The sequence below is a fragment of the Dyadobacter crusticola DSM 16708 genome (assembly GCF_000701505.1).
GTDB classification, from domain to species: Bacteria; Bacteroidota; Bacteroidia; order Cytophagales; family Spirosomataceae; genus Dyadobacter; species Dyadobacter crusticola.
This window is the reverse complement of record NZ_JNJB01000001.1, coordinates 355,222-375,054: the sequence shown is the minus strand read 5'-3', so window position 1 is coordinate 375,054 and position 19,833 is coordinate 355,222. Positions and strand designations below refer to the sequence as shown.

18 protein-coding genes are annotated in these 19,833 nt (G+C 46.5%); 9 read left to right on the top strand and 9 right to left on the bottom strand.

What is annotated here, in order from left to right; all coding sequences use genetic code 11:
• Window positions 1–312 precede the first annotated feature (312 nt).
• The 3 genes from Q369_RS0101725 (at window position 313) to Q369_RS0101715 (ending at window position 4,696) form a co-directional block, all read left to right on the top strand.
• Window positions 313–2,763 (top strand): T9SS type A sorting domain-containing protein, encoded by a 2,451-nt coding sequence (locus Q369_RS0101725; RefSeq protein ID WP_031525940.1) that lies wholly within the window; start codon window positions 313–315, stop codon window positions 2,761–2,763.
• Window positions 2,764–2,876: 113 nt separating this feature from the next.
• Window positions 2,877–4,268, top strand: coding sequence for a GH1 family beta-glucosidase (locus tag Q369_RS0101720; RefSeq protein ID WP_229206709.1), 1,392 nt, complete (start codon window positions 2,877–2,879; stop codon window positions 4,266–4,268).
• Between the two features lie 71 nt (window positions 4,269–4,339).
• Entirely contained in the window at window positions 4,340–4,696 is a 357-nt protein-coding gene (locus Q369_RS0101715) for a hypothetical protein (RefSeq protein WP_031525936.1), read from the top strand.
• Here Q369_RS0101715 and Q369_RS0101710 read toward each other — a convergent pair whose 3' ends face one another.
• Complete coding sequence (locus tag Q369_RS0101710; RefSeq protein WP_031525934.1) at window positions 4,697–4,924, bottom strand: hypothetical protein; 228 nt, start codon at window positions 4,922–4,924, stop codon at window positions 4,697–4,699.
• Between the two features lie 266 nt (window positions 4,925–5,190).
• Here Q369_RS0101710 and Q369_RS0101705 point away from each other — a divergent pair, with 266 nt between their 5' ends.
• Complete coding sequence (locus Q369_RS0101705; RefSeq protein WP_031525932.1) at window positions 5,191–6,231, top strand: DUF4097 family beta strand repeat-containing protein; 1,041 nt, start codon at window positions 5,191–5,193, stop codon at window positions 6,229–6,231.
• 111 nt (window positions 6,232–6,342) lie between these two features.
• Complete coding sequence (locus Q369_RS0101700) at window positions 6,343–7,305, top strand: ComEA family DNA-binding protein (protein WP_031525931.1); 963 nt, start codon at window positions 6,343–6,345, stop codon at window positions 7,303–7,305.
• 4 nt (window positions 7,306–7,309) lie between these two features.
• On the opposite strand, the gene Q369_RS0101695 is transcribed toward Q369_RS0101700, so the two are convergent.
• On the bottom strand, window positions 7,310–8,080 hold the full coding sequence (locus tag Q369_RS0101695; RefSeq protein WP_031525928.1) for an LOG family protein: 771 nt from the start codon (window positions 8,078–8,080) through the stop codon (window positions 7,310–7,312).
• Between the two features lie 132 nt (window positions 8,081–8,212).
• Between Q369_RS0101695 and rpiB the strand changes: the two genes are divergently transcribed.
• Window positions 8,213–8,644, top strand: a complete 432-nt coding sequence (gene rpiB / locus Q369_RS0101690) for a ribose 5-phosphate isomerase B (protein WP_031525927.1) — start codon at window positions 8,213–8,215, stop codon at window positions 8,642–8,644.
• On the opposite strand, the gene Q369_RS0101685 is transcribed toward rpiB, so the two are convergent.
• Complete coding sequence (locus Q369_RS0101685; protein ID WP_031525926.1) at window positions 8,641–10,053, bottom strand: hypothetical protein; 1,413 nt, start codon at window positions 10,051–10,053, stop codon at window positions 8,641–8,643. The two genes, rpiB and Q369_RS0101685, sit on opposite strands and share 4 nt — an antisense overlap.
• A 207-nt stretch (window positions 10,054–10,260) precedes the next feature.
• On the opposite strand from Q369_RS0101685, the gene rbfA reads away from it, so the two are divergent.
• From rbfA to Q369_RS0101670, 3 genes are read left to right on the top strand one after another with little or no spacing between them, the layout of a single operon-like run.
• The gene (rbfA, locus tag Q369_RS0101680) at window positions 10,261–10,644 is read left to right on the top strand and encodes a 30S ribosome-binding factor RbfA (RefSeq protein WP_031525924.1); all 384 of its coding nucleotides are present in this window, start codon (window positions 10,261–10,263) and stop codon (window positions 10,642–10,644) included.
• Window positions 10,645–10,656: 12 nt separating this feature from the next.
• Window positions 10,657–11,883 carry an ABC transporter permease gene (locus Q369_RS0101675; protein ID WP_031525923.1) on the top strand — a complete coding sequence of 409 codons (1,227 nt, stop codon included), beginning with the start codon at window positions 10,657–10,659 and terminating at the stop codon, window positions 11,881–11,883.
• 41 nt (window positions 11,884–11,924) lie between these two features.
• Window positions 11,925–14,558: a M1 family aminopeptidase gene (locus tag Q369_RS0101670; RefSeq protein ID WP_229206708.1), complete on the top strand. Its 2,634-nt coding sequence runs from the start codon at window positions 11,925–11,927 to the stop codon at window positions 14,556–14,558.
• A 9-nt stretch (window positions 14,559–14,567) separates the two neighbouring features.
• Here Q369_RS0101670 and Q369_RS0101665 read toward each other — a convergent pair whose 3' ends face one another.
• The 6 genes from Q369_RS0101665 to rplU form a co-directional block, all read right to left on the bottom strand.
• Complete coding sequence (locus Q369_RS0101665) at window positions 14,568–15,632, bottom strand: substrate-binding domain-containing protein (protein ID WP_031525920.1); 1,065 nt, start codon at window positions 15,630–15,632, stop codon at window positions 14,568–14,570.
• Window positions 15,633–16,134: 502 nt separating this feature from the next.
• Complete coding sequence (locus tag Q369_RS0101660) at window positions 16,135–17,181, bottom strand: ferredoxin--NADP reductase (RefSeq protein WP_031525918.1); 1,047 nt, start codon at window positions 17,179–17,181, stop codon at window positions 16,135–16,137.
• A gap of 1 nt (window position 17,182) precedes the next feature.
• Window positions 17,183–18,298 carry a hypothetical protein gene (locus Q369_RS0101655; RefSeq protein WP_031525916.1) on the bottom strand — a complete coding sequence of 372 codons (1,116 nt, stop codon included), beginning with the start codon at window positions 18,296–18,298 and terminating at the stop codon, window positions 17,183–17,185.
• 78 nt (window positions 18,299–18,376) lie between these two features.
• Window positions 18,377–18,973, bottom strand: a complete 597-nt coding sequence (locus tag Q369_RS0101650) for a NifU family protein (protein ID WP_031525914.1) — start codon at window positions 18,971–18,973, stop codon at window positions 18,377–18,379.
• A 140-nt stretch (window positions 18,974–19,113) separates the two neighbouring features.
• Window positions 19,114–19,404 carry a 50S ribosomal protein L27 gene (rpmA, locus tag Q369_RS0101645; protein ID WP_031525912.1) on the bottom strand — a complete coding sequence of 97 codons (291 nt, stop codon included), beginning with the start codon at window positions 19,402–19,404 and terminating at the stop codon, window positions 19,114–19,116.
• 73 nt (window positions 19,405–19,477) lie between these two features.
• Window positions 19,478–19,789: a 50S ribosomal protein L21 gene (gene rplU, locus Q369_RS0101640; protein ID WP_031525911.1), complete on the bottom strand. Its 312-nt coding sequence runs from the start codon at window positions 19,787–19,789 to the stop codon at window positions 19,478–19,480.
• Between the last annotated feature and the right edge of the window lie 44 nt (window positions 19,790–19,833).

Genomic DNA, 19,833 nt, shown 5'->3' with positions numbered 1-19,833 from the left:
TATCTGAGTTTGGTGCGAACAGGATGTTGGAATTGTTATATCATTCCTTTTAGTCTCTCCTGAGAATTACTCTTCTGCTCAAATCGAAATACATAAATCAAATGCAGAAAAATGCTTGATTATGTGAGATCTATATTGTAGAAATACTTTTTGAGCACCCTGTAATCTAATTTTGAAAAACCAGGTACACGTACTTTGGTTAAATATGTCATATAGAAAAAGTGATATTTTTAAATGATCTGCGAACGTACATTTGTCGATACATTTTATTGACTTACTTATTAAGCTAACCATTTACAAATCAATCACATTATGAGAAAATTTTCCGTACTGTTAATTTTATTTCTGCTTAATCTGGGACTTACCCTTCCCGGGTTTAGTACAGGCGCTGACTGCGGTTGCCTGGATGCCCAGAATGCCATTAAAAATGGAAGTTTCGAATCCGGAACAAATTACTGGAGCAAAACTGACGGCACCAACTTCGGAATCGACGCTGCCTACAATATGTGCGGCAGCAAAAATGGTCTGATTACAGGTTCAGGTACAGTTTATCAGGTAGTAGACCTGGCCGGCGGAAGCCAGGTTGACCTCTCCATTTACGGAGGTACCCACAACAACAGCAAAACACACCAGTTTAAGCTGACTTTCTACACCAGCAACAATCAGGAAATCGGGGGTGACGAAAACAGGAAAGTCATCAATATGGACTATGAGGTTCGCAATAACCAGCTAAGACAATACACAACTTCCATTACTGCCCCGGCCAATGCGGCCAAAGTGGTATTGTCCATCTACTCGAGTGGCGATTATTTCAAGTTCGATGTGGCTTGTATGAGCGTAACGCCACCTGCACCGGCCGATTGTGGCTGCCCGGATTCGGAGAATGCACTTGCAAACGGAAGCTTTGAAAGTGGCACTGTTAGCTGGTCAAGAACGAGCGGTACCAACTTTGGAACTGACAACGAATACAGCCAATGCGGTGCAAAATATGGTTTCATCGACGGCGCAGGCACAATTTACCAGGAAGTGAATGTGTCGGCAGGTGCAAAAGTGGATGTAAGTGTATATGGTGGAACTCACGACGCAGGCAGAACGCATCAGTTCTGGCTGACTTTCTACAACAGCGCAGGCCAAAAAATAGACGGAGGTCACAATCAGGTAGTGGATATGAACTACAAAGTGACCCAGTACCACAAGTTGGAACAATATAAGCTCTCAGGTACAGCACCTGCGGGCGCTGCCAAAGTTCGCTTATCGGCTTATTCCAGCGGCAACTATTTTAAGATTGATGTGGCTTGTATGAATATCACCACACCGCCGCCTACCGACTGTGGCTGCCCGGACGCGCAGAATGCAGTTAAAAACGGAAGCTTCGAGTCGGGTACCGATGCATGGACTAAGTCGGCAGGCACTAATTTCAGCCAGGATGAAGCTTATAGCGTTTGTGGCTCCAAAAATGGAGTAATCTCGGGCGCGGGCAGCATTTACCAGGAAATCAATCTCACTCCCGGCAGCGTAGTAAACCTGAAAGTGTTCGGCGGGACGCACGATACTTCCAGAGACCACGTGTTCAAACTTGAATTCTATACCAGCTCAGGTCAGCTGATTACCATTCCGGTAAATAATGACAACCAGGTACAAATGGATTACCGTGTGACGCAGACGCACAAACTGCAGGAGTACAACCTAACTGCTACTGCTCCTCTTTTCGCAGCCAAGGTTCGCTTTTCGGTGGTTTCAAATGGTGATTATTTCAAAATAGACGGTGTTTGTATGTCAATAACACCACCATCGAAGGAATGCGAAAGCTGCAGCGACAACAAGCTAACCAATGCGAGCTTTGAAGACGGAACTGTGGGCTGGACAACAACAGGCAATGTAAGCGCAGAAACGATCATCGCAAACTGCGGATCCAAAAGCCTTATCCTGCAAGGTGCAGGCTCTTTCCGCCAGGACGTAGCTGTTGACGGTAACTCCGGCAATACAGCTAATCTGATCTTCTACGGCGCGGTTACCGAAAACAGGGATCAAAGAGTTCAGATCATTTTTCTAGACGGATCCGGCAAAGTCTTGGGTACGATTACCAGGGATGTTGATAAAATTGTAGATGATGCTCCGTGGGGATTGCAGAAATATGTGCTCGCCGGAACAATGCCCGCCGGTACTACGATCGTCCGGATCCAGGCGTCGGGATCTGAAAACTACCTGGCAATCGACGGTACCTGCCTGACTTTTACAGGCCCTGCGCTTCCTGTAACACTTGCTTCTTTCCATGTGAAGAAAGAAGGCACAACTGCTTCCCTGGCCTGGACAACAACGCTTGAAACCAATTCTGACCATTTTGATGTACAGCACAGCGGCGATGGTAAAAACTGGTCAGTACTCGCCACATTGGCAGCGCAGGGTGAAAGCAAAGGCACTATCTCCTACAGCTATACACATACTAGCCCGTCTGCTGCAAATCTTTACAGACTGAAAATGGTGGATGCTGACGGAACCTTCGCGTACAGTTCTATCAAAAGCCTCAATTTTGATGTTGACGGACAAATGAGCATTTACCCGAACCCGACTTCGGACCGCATCAGGTTTACCGGCACTCAGCAGATCAGCAATGTAAAATTGTACAATGTGAGCGGTGTGCTGGTATTGAACACCAGCGTGGACGCAGAGAATGAAGTTGACCTGACGAAACTGGCACAGGGTACCTACTTTGTGAGAGTAAACGACGGTACGACCACCCGCAAGATTGTGGTAGTAAGGTAAGACAACTTCTCAGAACCCATTCAAGTGGTCCGAAACCCCTCCTCCTGAAACTCAGGGCGAGGGGTTTTTTACAATATGTTCCTAACTTTCCGGAAAAGTCACTTCGTCATTTCGTGGATTCTGTAAATAGTTTTTTTAAATCGCCGGAAGATACAATCGGGCAGCCGGTCACACTGTCCAGGTCAGACTTCGGCGCTGATTTTCGTTGGGGTGTAGCAACAGCTGCATATCAGATTGAGGGCGCGGTGAATGAAGATGGCAGGAAAGATTGTATCTGGGATACGTTTTCGCGAAAAAAAGGAAGGATCAAAAATGGTGATCACGCGCAGATAGCCTGTGATTTCTATCATCATTACGAAAAAGACCTGCTGCTGGTCAAAGAACTCGGCTTTACTGATTTCAGGTTTTCCATTTCCTGGTCGAGGGTACTCCCGCTTGGGCGCGGAGAAATCAATGAAAAAGGAATCGCATTTTACAACCGGCTGATAGATCAATGCATTGCACTCGGCCTCACGCCGTGGATCACATTATATCACTGGGATTTGCCACAGGCGCTGGAAGATCTCGGCGGCTGGACTAACCGGCAGATTGTAGACTGGTTTTCAGACTATGCAGTCATTTGTGCCAAAGCATTTGGCGACCGCGTTAAAAACTGGATTATTCTGAATGAACCAATGGCGGTTGCGGGACTGGGTTATACCACCGGATTGCATGCGCCGGGTAAAAAGGGTATCTGGAATTTCCTGCCTGCGGTACACCACCTTGCATTGTGCCAGGCCGAAGGTGGAAGAAGGGTCCGCGAGCTGGTACCGAATGCATTTATCGGTACCTCGGTTTCCTGTTCCTACGTGTATGCGGAGTCGGGTAATGCGGTGGATATCCGTGCAGCGAAAAGAGCTGACGCGGTGATGAACAAGCTTTTCGTGGAGCCGGCACTCGGGTTGGGTTATCCGGTAAAGGATTTTCCGTTTTTGTCAAATCTGAATCGCTACATGCGGGAGGGAGATCTGGAAAAGCTCCGTTTTGATTTTGACTTTCTGGGCGTTCAAAATTACTTCAGTGTGGTTGTGAAGCATTCGTGGCTCGCCCCGGTAGTTTGGCTCAAAGAAGTACCCGCGAAGCTCAGGAACGTACCTGTCACCAGTATGGGCTGGGAGGTGGACCCGGACGGAATGTATAAGATCCTGAAACAATATGCCGCTTACGAAGGAATCAAAGAAATCATTGTATCAGAAAGCGGAGCTGCATTTGAGGATCATTACAAAGACGGTAAAGTAGCCGATCCAAAGCGCAGGCAGTATTTCGAAGATTATCTGGCAGCGATCCTGAAAGCCAAAAATGAGGGTGTGAATGTAAGCGGCTACCTGGCGTGGACTTTGATGGACAATTTCGAATGGGCAGAAGGATATGCAGCAAGGTTTGGATTGGTTTTTGTTGATTTCAAAACGCAGAAGCGGACGATCAAAGAGTCAGGTTTTTGGTTCAAGTCGTTTTTAAATGAGTAAAAACTGAGGACTGTTTTACAACCAATGGAATAGCCCGCACGTCTTTGAACAAACCATAACCTTAGTAAGAGATGAAAATCCTCATTGTACTTTTCGGCCTGCTTGCGTGGATCGGCTGCCACGATGAAAACAGCGTGCTGAACGACGAGATCATGGAAGTAGAAGCAACCTGGGCAAACGAGCTGGCAGCAGACGGCTGCTCGTGGCATTTCAGCGTTTCAAATAAGGATAGCACCTATTATCTCCTGCCTGACGAAGCTTCACGTAAAACGATCGAAGCTGAGCTGGGTGTGATCAGAGAGTATTATGGATTTACGCCGGTTTATTTAGAGTATAGTAAAACCGGAAAAAATGCCGCTGTTCAGTGCGGCTGGGGTAAGACAGGTACTTACGACGAAATCAGGGTAATTGCAATCCGCAAAAAGTAACTACAAGTTCAAAATTTCCTTTGCCTCCTTCTCTGAATAGTAGGGGCCCAATTCTGCTTCATCTATAATTTCCTGCACCTGCTCTTCTGTGGCAGGTGTTGCTTTTTCATGATGTTCATACTGGTTATCAAGGTGAAGGGTAATCAGGCCTCTTTGTTCCAGCGTTTGCAGGATTTTCGTTACCAGCGCATTGTCTGTTTCATCAACCTGGATTTGATACGTTATCATAAGCGTTTTTGTGTTTGCTATCAGAGGTTCAAAAATCGTACCCGCTGGTAACTGTTGCAGCTGATATGCACGCATTGAAGTCAGGAAATGTCCGAATATGAACAGTGTTGATAAGGTAAGTAATTGATTTTAAGTTTCTTATTTCTTGGCTCTGTTTTATTGCAGATCATATAAAACAGACGAAGATCTGTTGTAACAAAGGAATTATGACGACGCGCGCAACTTTTGCTGCGTTTTTAACATCATTGAAAAAAAATCTGATAATCATGAAAAAGAGACATTTACTTCTAATCGCATTGCCGCTGTTGTTTTCAGCCGGAGCCAGGGCACAGTCTGACAGTGAGCAGCCTTATGTTTCCAAAAAATTCACCAGCCCGTCGTTAAAAGAGCTTGTTGTTGAAACTTCGGGAGGATCAATCGCCGTAACTGGCGGGCAAAGTGACGGATTCAAGGTGGATATGTTTGTAAAGCCCAATAACTGGAACGGAAAAGACGAGCTTTCGAAAGACGAGATTGAAGACCGGCTGGAAGATTACGATATCCTCATCGGGACAGAGGGAAACAGGGTGGTAGCTACCGCGAAGCGCAAGGCAGGAACCAAGTGGGACAATAAAAAGAGCATCTCAATAGGATTTAAAGTGTATGCGCCCAGAAATGTGGCGACTAATCTGAAAACCAGCGGGGGCAGCATTAAAATCGCATCCCTGACCGGCGAGCAGAACTTCCAGACAAGCGGCGGGAGCCTGAAAGTAGAAGACCTGAACGGAATGATCCACGGGCGTACTTCTGGCGGAAGCATCGATGTGGCGAATTGCAGCAACGAAATCGACCTGGAAACCAGCGGGGGCAGCATCAAGGCAGCCGGATTGAAAGGGAAAATTGAACTGAATACTTCCGGCGGCAGCATCACTCTGAACAGTATCAATGGCGATGTGGTAGCTCACACGAGCGGCGGCAGTGTAAAAGGCGACGATATCAGCGGCACACTGGACACCGGCACTTCGGGCGGCTCTGTGCGGCTTGCCAATGTTTCGGGCAGTATTAAGGCAAGCACAAGCGCGGGAAGCGTGGAAGTGGAACTGACCAAGCTCGGAAAGTATGTTGATATTTCAAGTTCGGCAGGCAGTGTGCGGGTAACCATGCCAATGGACGCAGGAATGGACCTGAACCTGAAAGGTAACAAGGTAAGTATCCCTTTGAAAAACTTCGACGGTCGTGTAGAAAAGGAATATGTCCGCGGCAAAATGAACGGCGGCGGTATTCCCGTGACCTTATCAGCAAGCAGCGGCAGCGTTTATGTAAACTGATCCTGCATTCAGCATTGAGAGAAAACGTCGGGTGATCGCCTGACGTTTTTTTGTTTTTCACCGAGACCAAATCGAATTCCGGACGTCAAAAGAGAAAAGCGCTTTTGACTTATGTTTAAAAAACTGACGGAGCAGATCCAGCATTTTTTTGGTATTTCAAGAAAGGAGGCACGGGGCGCGATTGCATTAATGGTGATTTGCGTGCTTATAGTTTGGTTTCCTTTTGTATTCAGAAGGTATATCCTGCCACTTTTTCCACCTGGCCCCGCGCCTTTGAGCCAGGCGAAGCTGGATAGCATTGTTGCCGACATTGAAGTTGAAAACAAAGCCAGGTACAAGGCACAGAAAAGAAAGCCACCGGAGTATTTCAAAAAACCGGCCAAACCAGTCCGCCTCTTTGCATTTGACCCGAATGCAGCCACAGTGGAACAGCTTTCTGAGCTTGGAATACCATTGTTTCTGGCCAGGCGGATTGATAAGTTCAGGTCGAAAGGAGGGAAGTTCAGAAAGAAGGAAGATTTGCTGCACATCTATGATTTCCCGCCGGAGCTGTTTCAAAAGCTGACGCCTTTTATAGAGATCCAGACTGGCAGCCCGGTAGGTACTCGTTTGTCCAAAGCACCTGAGGCAGTGAACACCCCCAAAGAAGGGACACGGAAATTTGCGCCTCCCGCGATTTCTCCATTTGACATCAATACTGCCGATACAACTGAGCTTGTTAAGCTGCGCGGGATCGGTACCAAACTTTCTGTAAGGATTTTGAAATTTCGCGATGGACTTGGCGGGTTTCATTCCAAGAGCCAGTTTGCCGAAGTTTTTGGTTTGGATTCGATTGCATTAGGCGAGCTTAACAAATATGCGGTGATTTCAACCGGCGTAAAAAAGATCAATATCAATACTGCTACGGCTGCTGAGCTGGGAAGTCACAGCTACCTGAAAAATAAAAAGCTGGTTTCAGTAATTATCAATTACCGTAACCAGCATGGAAGCTTCAAAAACAGCGCAGACCTGCGTAATGTTAAAATCCTGGACGAGGAGCAGCTCCGGAAAATAGAGCCTTACCTTGATTACTGAACCATTAAAAGTTTGGTTTCAGCAGGTATTTGGAATAAAATGTATCGATCACCTTCACAGCCTCGTCGGGTGTGTCCACCACGCTGATCAGTTTCATGTCTTCTGGATTGATGTTGCGTTCTGTGAGCATGGTACCTTTGATCCAGTCCAGTAGCCCGGTCCAGTAAGAGCTTCCTACGAGCACGATCGGGAACCTGCCGATTTTCTTGGTTTGGATCAGTGTTAATGCTTCAAAAAGCTCATCGAGCGTGCCGAAACCGCCGGGCATCACTACGAAACCCTGCGAGTATTTGACGAACATCACTTTCCTGACAAAGAAAAAGTCGAAGTTGATGCTTTTATCGTGATCAATGTAAATGTTGCTGTGTTGTTCGAAAGGCAGCTTGATGTTGAGACCAACGGACTTACCCCCTTGTTCAAATGCACCTTTGTTACCGGCTTCCATGATACCGGGCCCACCTCCGGTGATCACCCCGTAGCCGTGCCTTACCAGCTTCGCGGCAATTTCCTCAGCTGTTTTGTAATGCGGATTGTCTGGTAACGTCCGCGCCGAACCGAACAGGGAAACGCATGGACCAATCTTGGCAAGCTTGTCGAAACCTTCTACAAACTCTGCCATTACCTTGAATATAACCCATGAATCGGCACTCTTTATTTCACTCCAGTTCCTGTCTTCAAATGCTTCCTTGATCCTTTTTTCATCTTCGGGAACCGCCGGATTAAGAAGGGAAACATCTACCAACTCGGCATTGGTTGGCTTTGTTTGTTCACTCATATCACTCATATTCTAAACTCCATTTAATTGTTAAACCATATAATGGTATTTTTGTATTACAAGCGTGCCTTGCGGCCGCTTGCTATTCACTTGACCGCCTATAAAGGACGGGCTTTAATAAACAGAAAAGTAATGAGAAAAATTGCTATTGGTTCAGATCACGCCGGATTTCCATACAAAGAGCCGATCATTGAATGGCTGACTGCAAATGGTTTCGAAACCAAGGATTTCGGTACATACAGTCCCGACTCAGCGGACTACGCGGATTTCGCACATCCTGTTGCCAGTGCTGTTGAAAGCGGGGAGTTTGAAAAAGGCGTTTTGCTTTGCGGAAGCGGCCAGGGCGTTTGTATTACTGCGAACAAGCACCAGGGAATCCGCGCTGCATTGGTGTGGGATACTCCGCTCGCGGCATTGACGAGGCAGCACAATGATTCCAATGTAATCTGCTTTCCGGTACGTTTTATGGAGCTGGAAACTGCATTGGCCAGCCTGGAAGCTTTTCTTGCAACTGAGTTTGAAGGAGGCCGCCACCAGACGCGTGTTAATAAAATCGCGTGCTAGTTGGTGCGTTCGTAAATGCCTTTCCAGGCGCTGAGCTTGTATTGCTTCTGTAATGCCGGAACTCTGCTGAGCAGTTTCGGCATTAAATTCACCTTGTCGATCACGTAATCCGGCGGATCCTTTTTGAAGTTGTCGTAAACGTGGATTACACTGTCGAAGTTATCCAGGCTGCGCAAATCGTAGCTCGCCAGTTCCCAGTTCAGGTAAGGCGTGGCCGTGTAGTTATCGATATACTCCCCTGAATGGCTGCCCAAAACGAGGATCCGTTTCCCTGTAATCTGCTCGGGAAGGTTGGCAGGCTTGGTTCGCAGATTTTCCAGTCTTCCCATTGAAATACCCGGAATGATCCCCCTCAATCCCTGGTACTGAATCAGGACAATCACCGCGCCCATCAGGGTAAATTGCAGTTCATCGGCCCAGCTGTTTTTCTTGAAACTCTGAAAATAGTGGGTAGCAAAGAATGCCGCTGGCGGAATGAAGATCACAAACTGCATCGGTGCCAGGAACTGCATTAATGGGATTGTAAATACCGCAACAATGAACCAAAGCGCCATTACCTGCTGAATGCGGGTTTGATAGTTAACAAACCGTAGCGTAGTGAAGATCCGCATAAATCCCATGATCCCGAAGCCGAGCGGCAGCAGGAGTGAAGCGAGCAGCGACGAAAAATCGTTGAGGTTATATTGCTTTACCTGGAATACCGAGGTAAGCAGGTTCCTGTTCAAACTTTCAATCCCGTTGTTCAGGTAGAAAAAGAGCACGACCATTAGTAATGGAAACAGGGAGCCGAAAAGACCCAGTAAGTGGTGACGGATCGTGGAACCTGTGTAGAACAGCAGCGCCAGAAATGCCCAGATCACAAACAGGGAAGCCGGGAGGTAAAACAACGTCGCGATTCCGATGTAGAGACCCATTTCGAAAACCTGCGTAGTCACTTCGCGCCTCACGAGCATTTTGACGATTGACCCGAATGCAAAAAGCAAAAATGTGTTGGCCATCAACATGGGTGAAAGTGTACCCATATCAAAGGATATGTTGAGGAAAAGTGTATAGAGCGCCCCAGGCAGGAATGTGCGCTCGGGGAATACTTCACGCGAATGGATTACATAATTGAAATACAGGATCTGAACAATCGACACTGTCATCGCGGCGATCTGATACACCCACTGTGTGCGCCCGAAAAGGCTGTCGATCAACCAGTAAGTCAGGCCGGAGAATGGGCTTACATTGTCCCACACATCGCGGTAAAGCATGAAGCCGCGGCCCATTTGTTCGCCCACGAGCATCCAGCTCAGTTCAGGTATCAGCAGGGGCGCGCCACCCAGGAAAAAGGGGAGGCGGAGCAGCAGGAAGAATACTACCAGGCTGATGGTCTGATACCTTGCATTGACTCGGAAAAAACTAAGCAAGTACGATGCGGATTATGTAGCTTACGGGAATAACTTTTACGAAATTACAACGCTGCATTCTACAAAAACAAAATAAGTGCGGATATTTGTGATCATTGGAAAAACGTGGAAGGATGATTTAGGAATGTTAGTTTACATAAACCTAAACTGAGAAGCAGACAGTCTGAGTACCGCATACGCGACCCTTCTCCGATAAAGAATTTACACATGGAATCGAAAAGACAACAAAAAGTAGGCAGGCAGATTCAAAAGGACCTGGGCGAGATTTTTCAAAAGGACGCACAGCACCTGATCAACGGATCGATCGTGACGATTACAGCAGTGAGAGTTACGCCTGACCTGGGCATTGCAAGAGCTTACCTGAGTTTTTTGCCTGATAAGAAAAAGACCATTTTACTGGAAACGATCAAGGAGAATACGCGCTTTATCCGCCAAAAACTGGCTGAGCGTGTTCGTCACCAGCTGAGGATCGTCCCGCACCTTCAATTTTACGCAGATGATACCGCAGAATATGCAGCCAAGATGGAAATGCTGTTCTCTGATCTTGTAATACCGCCTGCCGGGCCGGACGAGGAAGAAGAAACAAATTGATTCCTCCCGGTTATGGATCTTTCTTACCGTATTGCCGTTCGCTATTTTTTCTCGCGTAACAAAAGAAGCTTTATCAGCCTGATTGCCCGGATTGCAATGGCCGGTGTGGCTGTTGGCACAATGGCGATGGTAGTGGTTCTTTCTGTTTTTAATGGAATGGAGGATCTCAACCGGCGAATTTTCAAGACTTTTGATTCTGACATCAAGATAGCACCGGCGGCGGGAAAGCGGTTTACGATTACGCCTGAGATGCTCAGCAGTATCAAAAAAGTGAATGGAGTGAGCTTGATTACACAGATAATCGAGGACAATGCACTGGCAAGATATGGTAATCAGCAGACCATAGTCAGGCTAAAAGGTGTTGACCGGACTTTTGAGCAGCAGGAAAGACTGGATACCGCCATCATAGAAGGTTCTCTCACATTACGCGGCGTAAATGGCACCCCGTACGCGATCGTCTCAGAAGGTATCCGCAATGCGTTGTCTATTTCGCTGGAAGATATCATTACGCCACTCGAATTCCTTTATCCCAGAACAAGTTCCAAAGCACTGAACCTGACCTCGCCGGAAGCTTTCAACCAGCTCGCATTGAGGCCGGGCGGCGTGTTTTTTATAGAAACGCGATACGATGATTACGTGATCGCGCCGGTGGACCTGGTCGATTCGCTGATGCAATACCGGGGCGACAGGTCTGCGATCGAGATCAATGTAAGTCCTGGGTTTCGTGAGCAAGAGGTAGGCGGGCGGCTTGCCAGCGTATTAGGCAAGGATTTTGTGGTAAAAGACCGGGATTCCCTGAATGCAGATTTACTGAGAGCGATCAAAATGGAAAAGCTTTTCGTGGCTGTTACCCTGTCCCTGATTATTTTAGTCGCCGCAATCAACATTTTCTTCTCACTGAGCATGCTGGCGATTGAAAAGAAAAAGGACGTTTCCATGTTGTATGCACTCGGTGCAACCCCGGCGCTGATCAGGAAAATTTTCCTTGCAGAAGGTGCGATTGTTGCGCTTTCCGGCGCAGTTTTCGGATTGATCGGAGGTATCCTGATTTGCTGGTTACAGATTAAATACGGCTTTGTTTCAATGGGAATGGCTACTTCGCTGGTAGATGCGTACCCAGTCAAATTAATATGGGAAGATATACTCTATACAGGCATTGTTGTCGTTATGATTACCATGGTAGTATCCTACATACCAGCCCGGCGCGCAGCCGAGGCGGGCGCTATTTTGCGGGTTTAAGTACTTCCGAGAACAGAAAACGACTTATTAAATTCAATAATTTGAATCACTCCCCAGCTAACAATTCGAAAGCAGATATGACCGGTCGCAATACCTTCTTTTTGAGCCGACTAATCGCTATAATTTTCGCACTTAACTTACTTCTATCGTCCGTTTCCGCCGCTCCCGACAGCCGGGTTCAGGCTGATACGGTGTACCGGAGAAACCCCGGTACCGTCACGAAAAAAGGTCCATACCGTCCTGAACGTACCAAGAAAAGCGACATTATCTACACCCGCCTCGATTTGCAATTTGACTGGGTAAAGCAACAGGTACCTGCCTCCGCGGTGATTGCATTCAAACCGCACTTTCATGCCCAGAACACATTGGAACTGGATGCAAAGGGTTTTGATATCAAAGGGGTTTCCATGCTGGATACGGTGGGAGACTATGGTGCACTTACTACCCAGGAGATTGCCGGCAAAGTGACCAAGAAGCTGAATTTTACCTATGAGGATAAAAGAAAGCTGATTATCAAGCTCGAAAAGAACTACACGAGAAATGATACGCTTTTTGTCAAAATCGATTATGTAGCAAAGCCGAATGATGTGCCCAGAAACAAAGCCGATGACAGTCAGACCGACAAAGGATTATACTTCATCAATGCGGATGGGCTGGATGAGGGCAAGCCGCGCCAGATATGGACCCAGGGCGAGACGGAAGGTAGCTCCTGCTGGTTCCCGACCATTGACGCACCCAATCAGAAGTTCACACACGATTTTTACATTACTGTAGACAGTACCTTCAAAACACTTTCAAATGGAGTGCTGATAGGGCAGAGCGAAGGTAAAAAAGGAACACGGACAGATCACTGGAAGCAGTCCATTCCCCACGCGCCTTACCTTGCGATGATCGCAGTAGGTGATTTCGTGGTTGCCAAAGATATGATGCCCAATGGTCTTGAATTAAGCTATTATGTAGAACCCAAGTACGGGCCCGACGCACACGCGATCTTCGGTCGCACTCCTGAAATGATGGGCTTCTTTTCCAACATATTCGGCGTTGAGTATCCCTGGGAGAAATACGCCCAGATCGCTGTCCGCGACTTTGTATCCGGGGCAATGGAAAATACAACTGCAACCGTGCATGAAGAGGGTATTCTGAATGATACGCGTTCGCTTGTTGACGGGAATTCAGATGCGGTGATCGCCCACGAATTGGCGCACCATTGGTTTGGGAACTATGTAACCTGTGAAGAATGGGGGCAACTTCCATTGAATGAGTCTTTCGCAAATTATTCCGAGTACCTGTGGAGCGAGTATAACAATGGAAAATACGAGGCTGACTGGGGTAACTTACAGGAAATGAAAAGTTACATGCTTGAAGCAGAGACCAAGCAGGTACCAATGATCCGCTACTTTTATAAAGACCGTGAAAATATGTTTGATAGCCACTCTTACGCAAAGGGCGGGCGCATTCTACATATGTTGCGGTCGTATGTGGGCGACGATGCTTTTTTTGCTTCTCTTAAATATTATCTACGAAAAAATGCATTAGGCACTGTCGAAATCGATGACCTGAGATCTGCATTTGAAAAAGTTACAGGAGAAGATCTCAACTGGTTTTTTGACCAGTGGTTTCACCGGCCCGGACATCCAACTTTGAAAATACAGCAGGAATATGCGGCGAATGCAGGCAAGGTTGTGTTGAAAGTTAAGCAGGCTCAGGATACACTCGCGACAACTGTTTACAGGCTGCCGCTCAAAGTAGACGTTTGGGTGAGCGGCAAGAAAAGCCAGTACAATGTGGTTATCGATAAGGTAAACCAGACGCTGGAATTTCCGGCTGCCAAAAAGCCGGATCTGGTAGTATTTGATGCAGACGCACAGCTGCTTGCAGTGATTGAGCACGAGAAAAACCGTCCTGAAATGCAGTTCCAGTATTTGAATGCAGATCGATTCCTGCACAAATATGATGCATTGTCTCAGCTGGAAGGTGCGTTGGCAGATACAACGGTGAAGAATATACTCGAGAAAGCAATGGGAGATCCATTCTGGAAATTCCGTCAAATGGCTGTGAGTAACTTCGCTGAATATGCAGGTGCCGGATTTGCTGATATTGAAACTAAAATCCAGAACCTCGCCCGAAAAGATCCGCACCCGCAAGTGCGCACCGAAGCTATCATTACGCTGGCTTCGTTTGGCGATAATAACAGCGATGCGATTTTCAAAGAGGCACTTAGTGACAGTTCTTATCTGGTGGTGTCGGTCGCTATCGAAAAATACCTGATGTCACAGCCGAATGATGCAAGTGAAATAGCGGCTCAATTTGAAGATTCTCCCAACGATGCAATCGTGACATCGGTCGCGAACTATTATGCAGGCTTGGCTCAGCCCGAGCGTTTTGACTGGTTCCTGGAAAAAATGCGCGCGATGAAGCCTACCGAGAAGTATAATTTCTTGCAGGTTTTTGGTAAATACCTGATCAAATCAAAACAGGATATTCAACGCAAAAGTATTCCGGTGCTCGAAGGTCTGGCGAGAGATAATCCATCCTATTTTGTGCGTTTCGGTGCATTCCAGGCACTGGGACTTTTAACCGACATTCAGGGTGTTACAGCGCTCAGAAAAGATATCCGCGCGAAGGAAACAGAGCCAAAGCTTAAAGAAATGTACGCGCAGTTCGGAGATCTTTAACAGGTCTTGTCACTGTGGATCGAGGTAGTAATCCAGATTTTCTTTCGTAATGATATCGAGCGGAAGAAATTTAATGGGTGCTACCTCTTTTTTAAACACGAGGTGGTTGGCCAGCTGGTGTATCCCCCAGTATCCCTGACCAAGCGGATTCTGGTTAATGAGGAAATGGATGACTTCTTTGTTAAGATAATCGAGGTTTGCTTCCACCAGATCGTAACCTATCAGCTTAATGTCGCCCAGGCTGTTTTGTTCCAGGTAAGCTGCTACTTCAAACGCTTTTGAATTGGTGACATAAATGGCTTTCAGGTCCGGGTTTTCGTTTCTGATTGCATCAAGTTGCTGGCCGGGACCCTCGTTTTCTGAAAAATGGACTTCCCTGCTGATTACCTCAAAGTTTCTTCCATTACCAAGACTTTTGAAATAGTCTTTAAAACCTTCTTCTTTCGTGATCAGGTGGGCTGAGTTGGAAATATCCTCATTGATATGCGCAATCAGAATGCTGCCCGATGATTGTAAGCCAAAGCTCAAGATTTTGGCAGCCAGACACCCGCTGCGATAGGAATCCTGCCCAATGTAGCACAACGGATTTACGTGCTCGATCTGCGTGTTGAAAAGCACATAGGGAATGTTCATCTCCGCCCATTCTTTGAAAAACGGCAGTGCCTCCTTGTAAAACACAGGCGCAATTAGCAGTCCGTCAGGCTTGTCGGCTGTAACCTCTGTTGCTCGCTCGATGAACGAACTGTCGTCGTGCGGATCAAAGGTAAATTGCGTGATAGACAGACCGTATTGCCGAAGCTCCTTTTCCGCCTTTTCCAATCCCATTCTCGGGGCTTGCCAGTAGGGATCCAATGCAGGATCAGGCACGAGTACGGCAAGGTTATAAGTACGCTGCGATTTCAGGGATTGTGCAATAAAGTTAGGCTCGTAGTTCAGCTCTTTGATAATGCTCAATATCCTTTCCCGCACATCGTCAGCAACCCTTCCGCGGTTATGGAGTACACGATCAACAGTACCTTTGGAGGTTTGTGCCCGTTCTGCTATATCTTTTATTCTTACAATTTTCTTTTTCACAATCAATCAGAGGTCATTAGCTTCTGTGAAGCATGCAAAAGTAGTAATTAACAGCACTTTCAGGAACAGAATCGCCGTCGGATTGCTGGATTAAGAATTACTTTTCAAATCTTTTTTATAACATATTTGAGATAAATCAATTTCTCAGCTAAATTCACGCTTGATAGCTTTTGCACAGGATATAAAATCGTGTACGATAACGATCAACAATTTTTCCTGCGTGTTCGTGCACTTTTTTACTAATTTGCTTTGTAAATATGTTTTTACAATTAATTTTGTAATCAAGTAATCAAGTAGAAGATTATTCGCCGTTTCTGCGGTTTAACATAATTGACTACCACTCTTAAATTGATACGTTTTAGAATTAAATACCTTTTGACGTTCCTTGCTCTTATACCTGAAATCCGCCTTTAACCTTTTCTATATTCCTAAATTTAAGATCCACTAATCCTAAATCCTGAGAAAGCGTAAGTCTGTCCGACTTGCGCTTTCTCATTTTGGATCAGGGAATTTCTATGGTAACATTGTCACTGTCGACGTAAGCAGAGCAAGTCAGTATCCAGCCTTCATTTAAATCTTTGTCCGTAAGCACTTCGTTGACGCTCATGTGGACAGTCCCTGTCTTGCAAATTCCCGCGCAGGTAGAGCAGCGTCCTCCTTTGCAGCTGTAAGGCAGACGAATACCTTGCGCCAAAGCCGCGTCGAGCACGGTAGTGTGTGCCGGAACATGAAGATGGTACAACGTTTCCCGAAAGTTGAGAACAATGTTGTGCGGGTGTGATTCAGGCGGGGGAGGAGGTGGGGAGGTAATCACAAAGTTTTCTTTTCGGATCTGGTCTTTTGAAAAGCCCATAAAATGGAGTGTGATCTCCGACGAGCGCATCAGCTCAAATGGCCCGCAAATAAAAAAGCGGGCGTCCGCGTGATCGTATTTCAGTGATTTATTAACAAGCTGTTCAAGTCGCGTGTTATTGATTCTTCCGCGGATCCCATTCCATTCATCAGAAGGTTGGCTATGAATGTGAATGGCGCGAAAACGTTCCTGGTGCTTGTTTTCCAGGTCAAGTATCTGTTGCCAGAAAAGCGTGTTCTTTACATTCCGGCTTGCATAGATCAGCGTTACGTGCGATTGAGGCTCTTCATTAAGGGTTTGTTTCAAAATTGAGAACAGAGGTGTAATTCCACTTCCGGCACCGATCAGGATAATGTCCCTCTCAACTGAAATGCTTTCTTCGAGAACGAACCGACCTGATGGAGACAGCGCTGTAAAAACGTCACCTTCCTGAACATGGTCAATCCAGAATCGCGAGATTTCTCCGTTGGGCACGCGCTTGATGGTAATGGAAGGATATTCGTCCACACCCGGCGCCGAGCTCATTGAATAGGAACGTCGTACTTCGTGCCCGTGCATTTCAATAAGAAAAGTAAGGAACTGACCGGCTTTGTAGGCAAGCGGATTCCCGTCGGTTCTTTCAAACACAAAGGTTTTTGCGTCCTCAGCCTCTGTGATAATTTGCCTGACTTTTATAGATATAGTCGAATCTGACATGCTATTTGCTCGATTGGTTTGACAAGTCGGACGCAGCAGTTTCAAGTTGCGACCACAACATTTCGTATTCCGCCAGCAATGTCCACGAATGTGCTTCACAAACCCATTTCATGTGGAAGAGCGGAGCAACCGAAAGCTTGTAGAGCAGCGGGTTTTCATACGCCGTCAAAAGGCCCGCAATGAAAAAGCCAAATCCTTCAAAATTCCTGACACTAAAATGCTCCACCGGAATGCGTTCCACAGGTACATCCAGTCGCATGAGCGAAATGGATAGCAAAACCCGGTCCATATCGTGCAGGGGAGTTGTGAGGAGCTGTTGTGTGTCGGCGATCAACTTAGTCCTGACCTGTTCAAGTGCGGCCGGCCTGAATGCAGCTATCAATCGCGCGACGTGGTAAACGATCAGCGGAGTTCGCGGGTACTGATGTGCGCAGCGAAAGGGGACTCTGATATACCTGTCGGTTGCTATCACTGAGCGAATGTATTCCAGACTGGCGTGATCGTGTTCATTCAGCGGTAGCCCGTATTTATAAATACAATACAGCATGTTGCTCAGCACGCACACATCGAACTCGACATACATATTTTTCCCAAACCACGTAGAGTATGCTTTCAGGTCCCGGTACTCTGGGTAGGTATTCCTGATCCACAACCTATGTCCATTGGAATGCAGCGCAAGCTTTTCTTTAAGCCAGGCCAGTTCCTCCTGCGTGGGGTTGGTGGTCATGTAAATGAATGCGGTGTCATCTATATCATCGGGAATGCGGAAATGCTCGAAATGGCGAAAGATATAACCGTTAGGGAAATGTTTGGTAGGTTTCGTTTTCCAGAAATTATAGGTTTTCAGCCCGTCTTTGTTTCTGAAATCGGGGTAATTCGCAATAATCTTTTCACAAATGCGATCGATCTGTTCGGCAACTTCGACGGTCACTTGCCTGCGAATGGATTGCAGCGTAAAGCAGATAATGGCCGAAAAGAATATTGTGGTATCCTGTCGTTTGTAGCCGATCAATGGGTTAATCCTTTGCGCGGGGAAAATCCCGGCTGGAAAATAATTGTCTCCCCGGGATTGCAGATTTTCAATCTCTGAAATAAATCGATGCAGCGGCTGCTTCATGTCCTGAAACTAACAAAACATTAAAAAAAAAGAAACCCCGCCTCGCGACAGGGTTTCCTTCGATATATCTGGAAAAGTTTAAACGCCTTCTGCAACTACTTCTTTTACGTCAGGTACCATTCTGGTGAGCAGGTTCTCAATTCCGGCTTTTAGCGTCAATGTAGAAGACGGACAGCCGCTGCATGAGCCTTGCAGCAACACTTTCACGGTACCGGATTCCTCATTGAACGAATGGAAGTTGATAGCTCCTCCGTCGGATTCTACCGCTGGCCGCACGTACTGGTCAAGCGCTGCTTTAATCTTCTGAACAGTATCCGAATCGCGGGAGTCGACGATTACGGTATTTTTATCAATGGTTTGCTGCGCGAAAACGGGATGGTTTTCTTCGAAATAGATTTTGATAAATTGCTTGGTATCTCTCAAAACCTCTTCCCAGGCAATGCTGTCATCTTTCGTAATTGTAACGAAGTTGCTCGCGATGAATACGCGTCTCACATGCGGGAACTGAAACAGGTCAGAAGCCAGCGGAGAAGCTTTTCCTTCTTCCAGGGCGGCTTCCAAAGATGGGTAATCAAAAGATAGCCCGTCTGGAACCAGCTCGAAGTTCAGGACGAACTTCATTGAATTCGGGTTGGGACTTAGTTCGGTATATACGAAAACTGGACGTGTAAGCATGTCAGTGGAATTATTGAAAACAGGTTGTACTTAATGCAAACAAGCAAAGCGCGCTTTTGGTTTTCCATTAGGTTTATTGTAAATGAAAAAACCCGTAAGGTGCGGAACCTGACGGGTTTTTAAAAAGCATTAACTAGAAACTAAGCTTCTGCAGTAGCAGTAGTTTCAGCAGCAACTGCGATCGGTTCGATGTGAACGTAAGATCTGTTTTCGCGAGTTTTACGGAAAACAACGTTACCATCAACCAATGCAAACAAAGTATGGTCACGACCGATACCTACGTTTTTGCCAGGATTGTGTTTGGTACCACGCTGACGAACAAGAATATTACCTGCTTTGGCAACCTGACCACCGAATAATTTTACTCCAAGACGCTTGCTTTCCGATTCACGTCCGTTTTTCGAGCTACCTACACCTTTCTTATGTGCCATGATATCTTAACTATTAATTGTTATTTCCTGATTGAATAAAGTTTGACTCCGTTTCCGGGCGTCAAAAGTTGCATTAAGCTACGATGTCGTCGATGCTGATCTTGGTCAAATATTGACGGTGACCATTTTTAACCCTGTAACCTTTACGTCTTTTCTTTTTGAAGACGATCACTTTCTCACCTTTAAGGTGTTCAAGGACAGTTGCCTTTACAGAAGCGCCTGCTACTGTTGGTAGGCCAACCGATACTGTGCCTCCGTTATCTACGAGAAGGACTTTGTCAAATACAAGTGCAGCGTTCACGTCACCTTCAAGCCTATGCGTGAAGATTTCGCGACCCTTTTCAACTTTAAATTGCTGACCTGCGATTTCTACGATTGCGTACATGTTAATAAATTAAGTAAGCTGTTTCAAAATGAGGTGCAAAGATA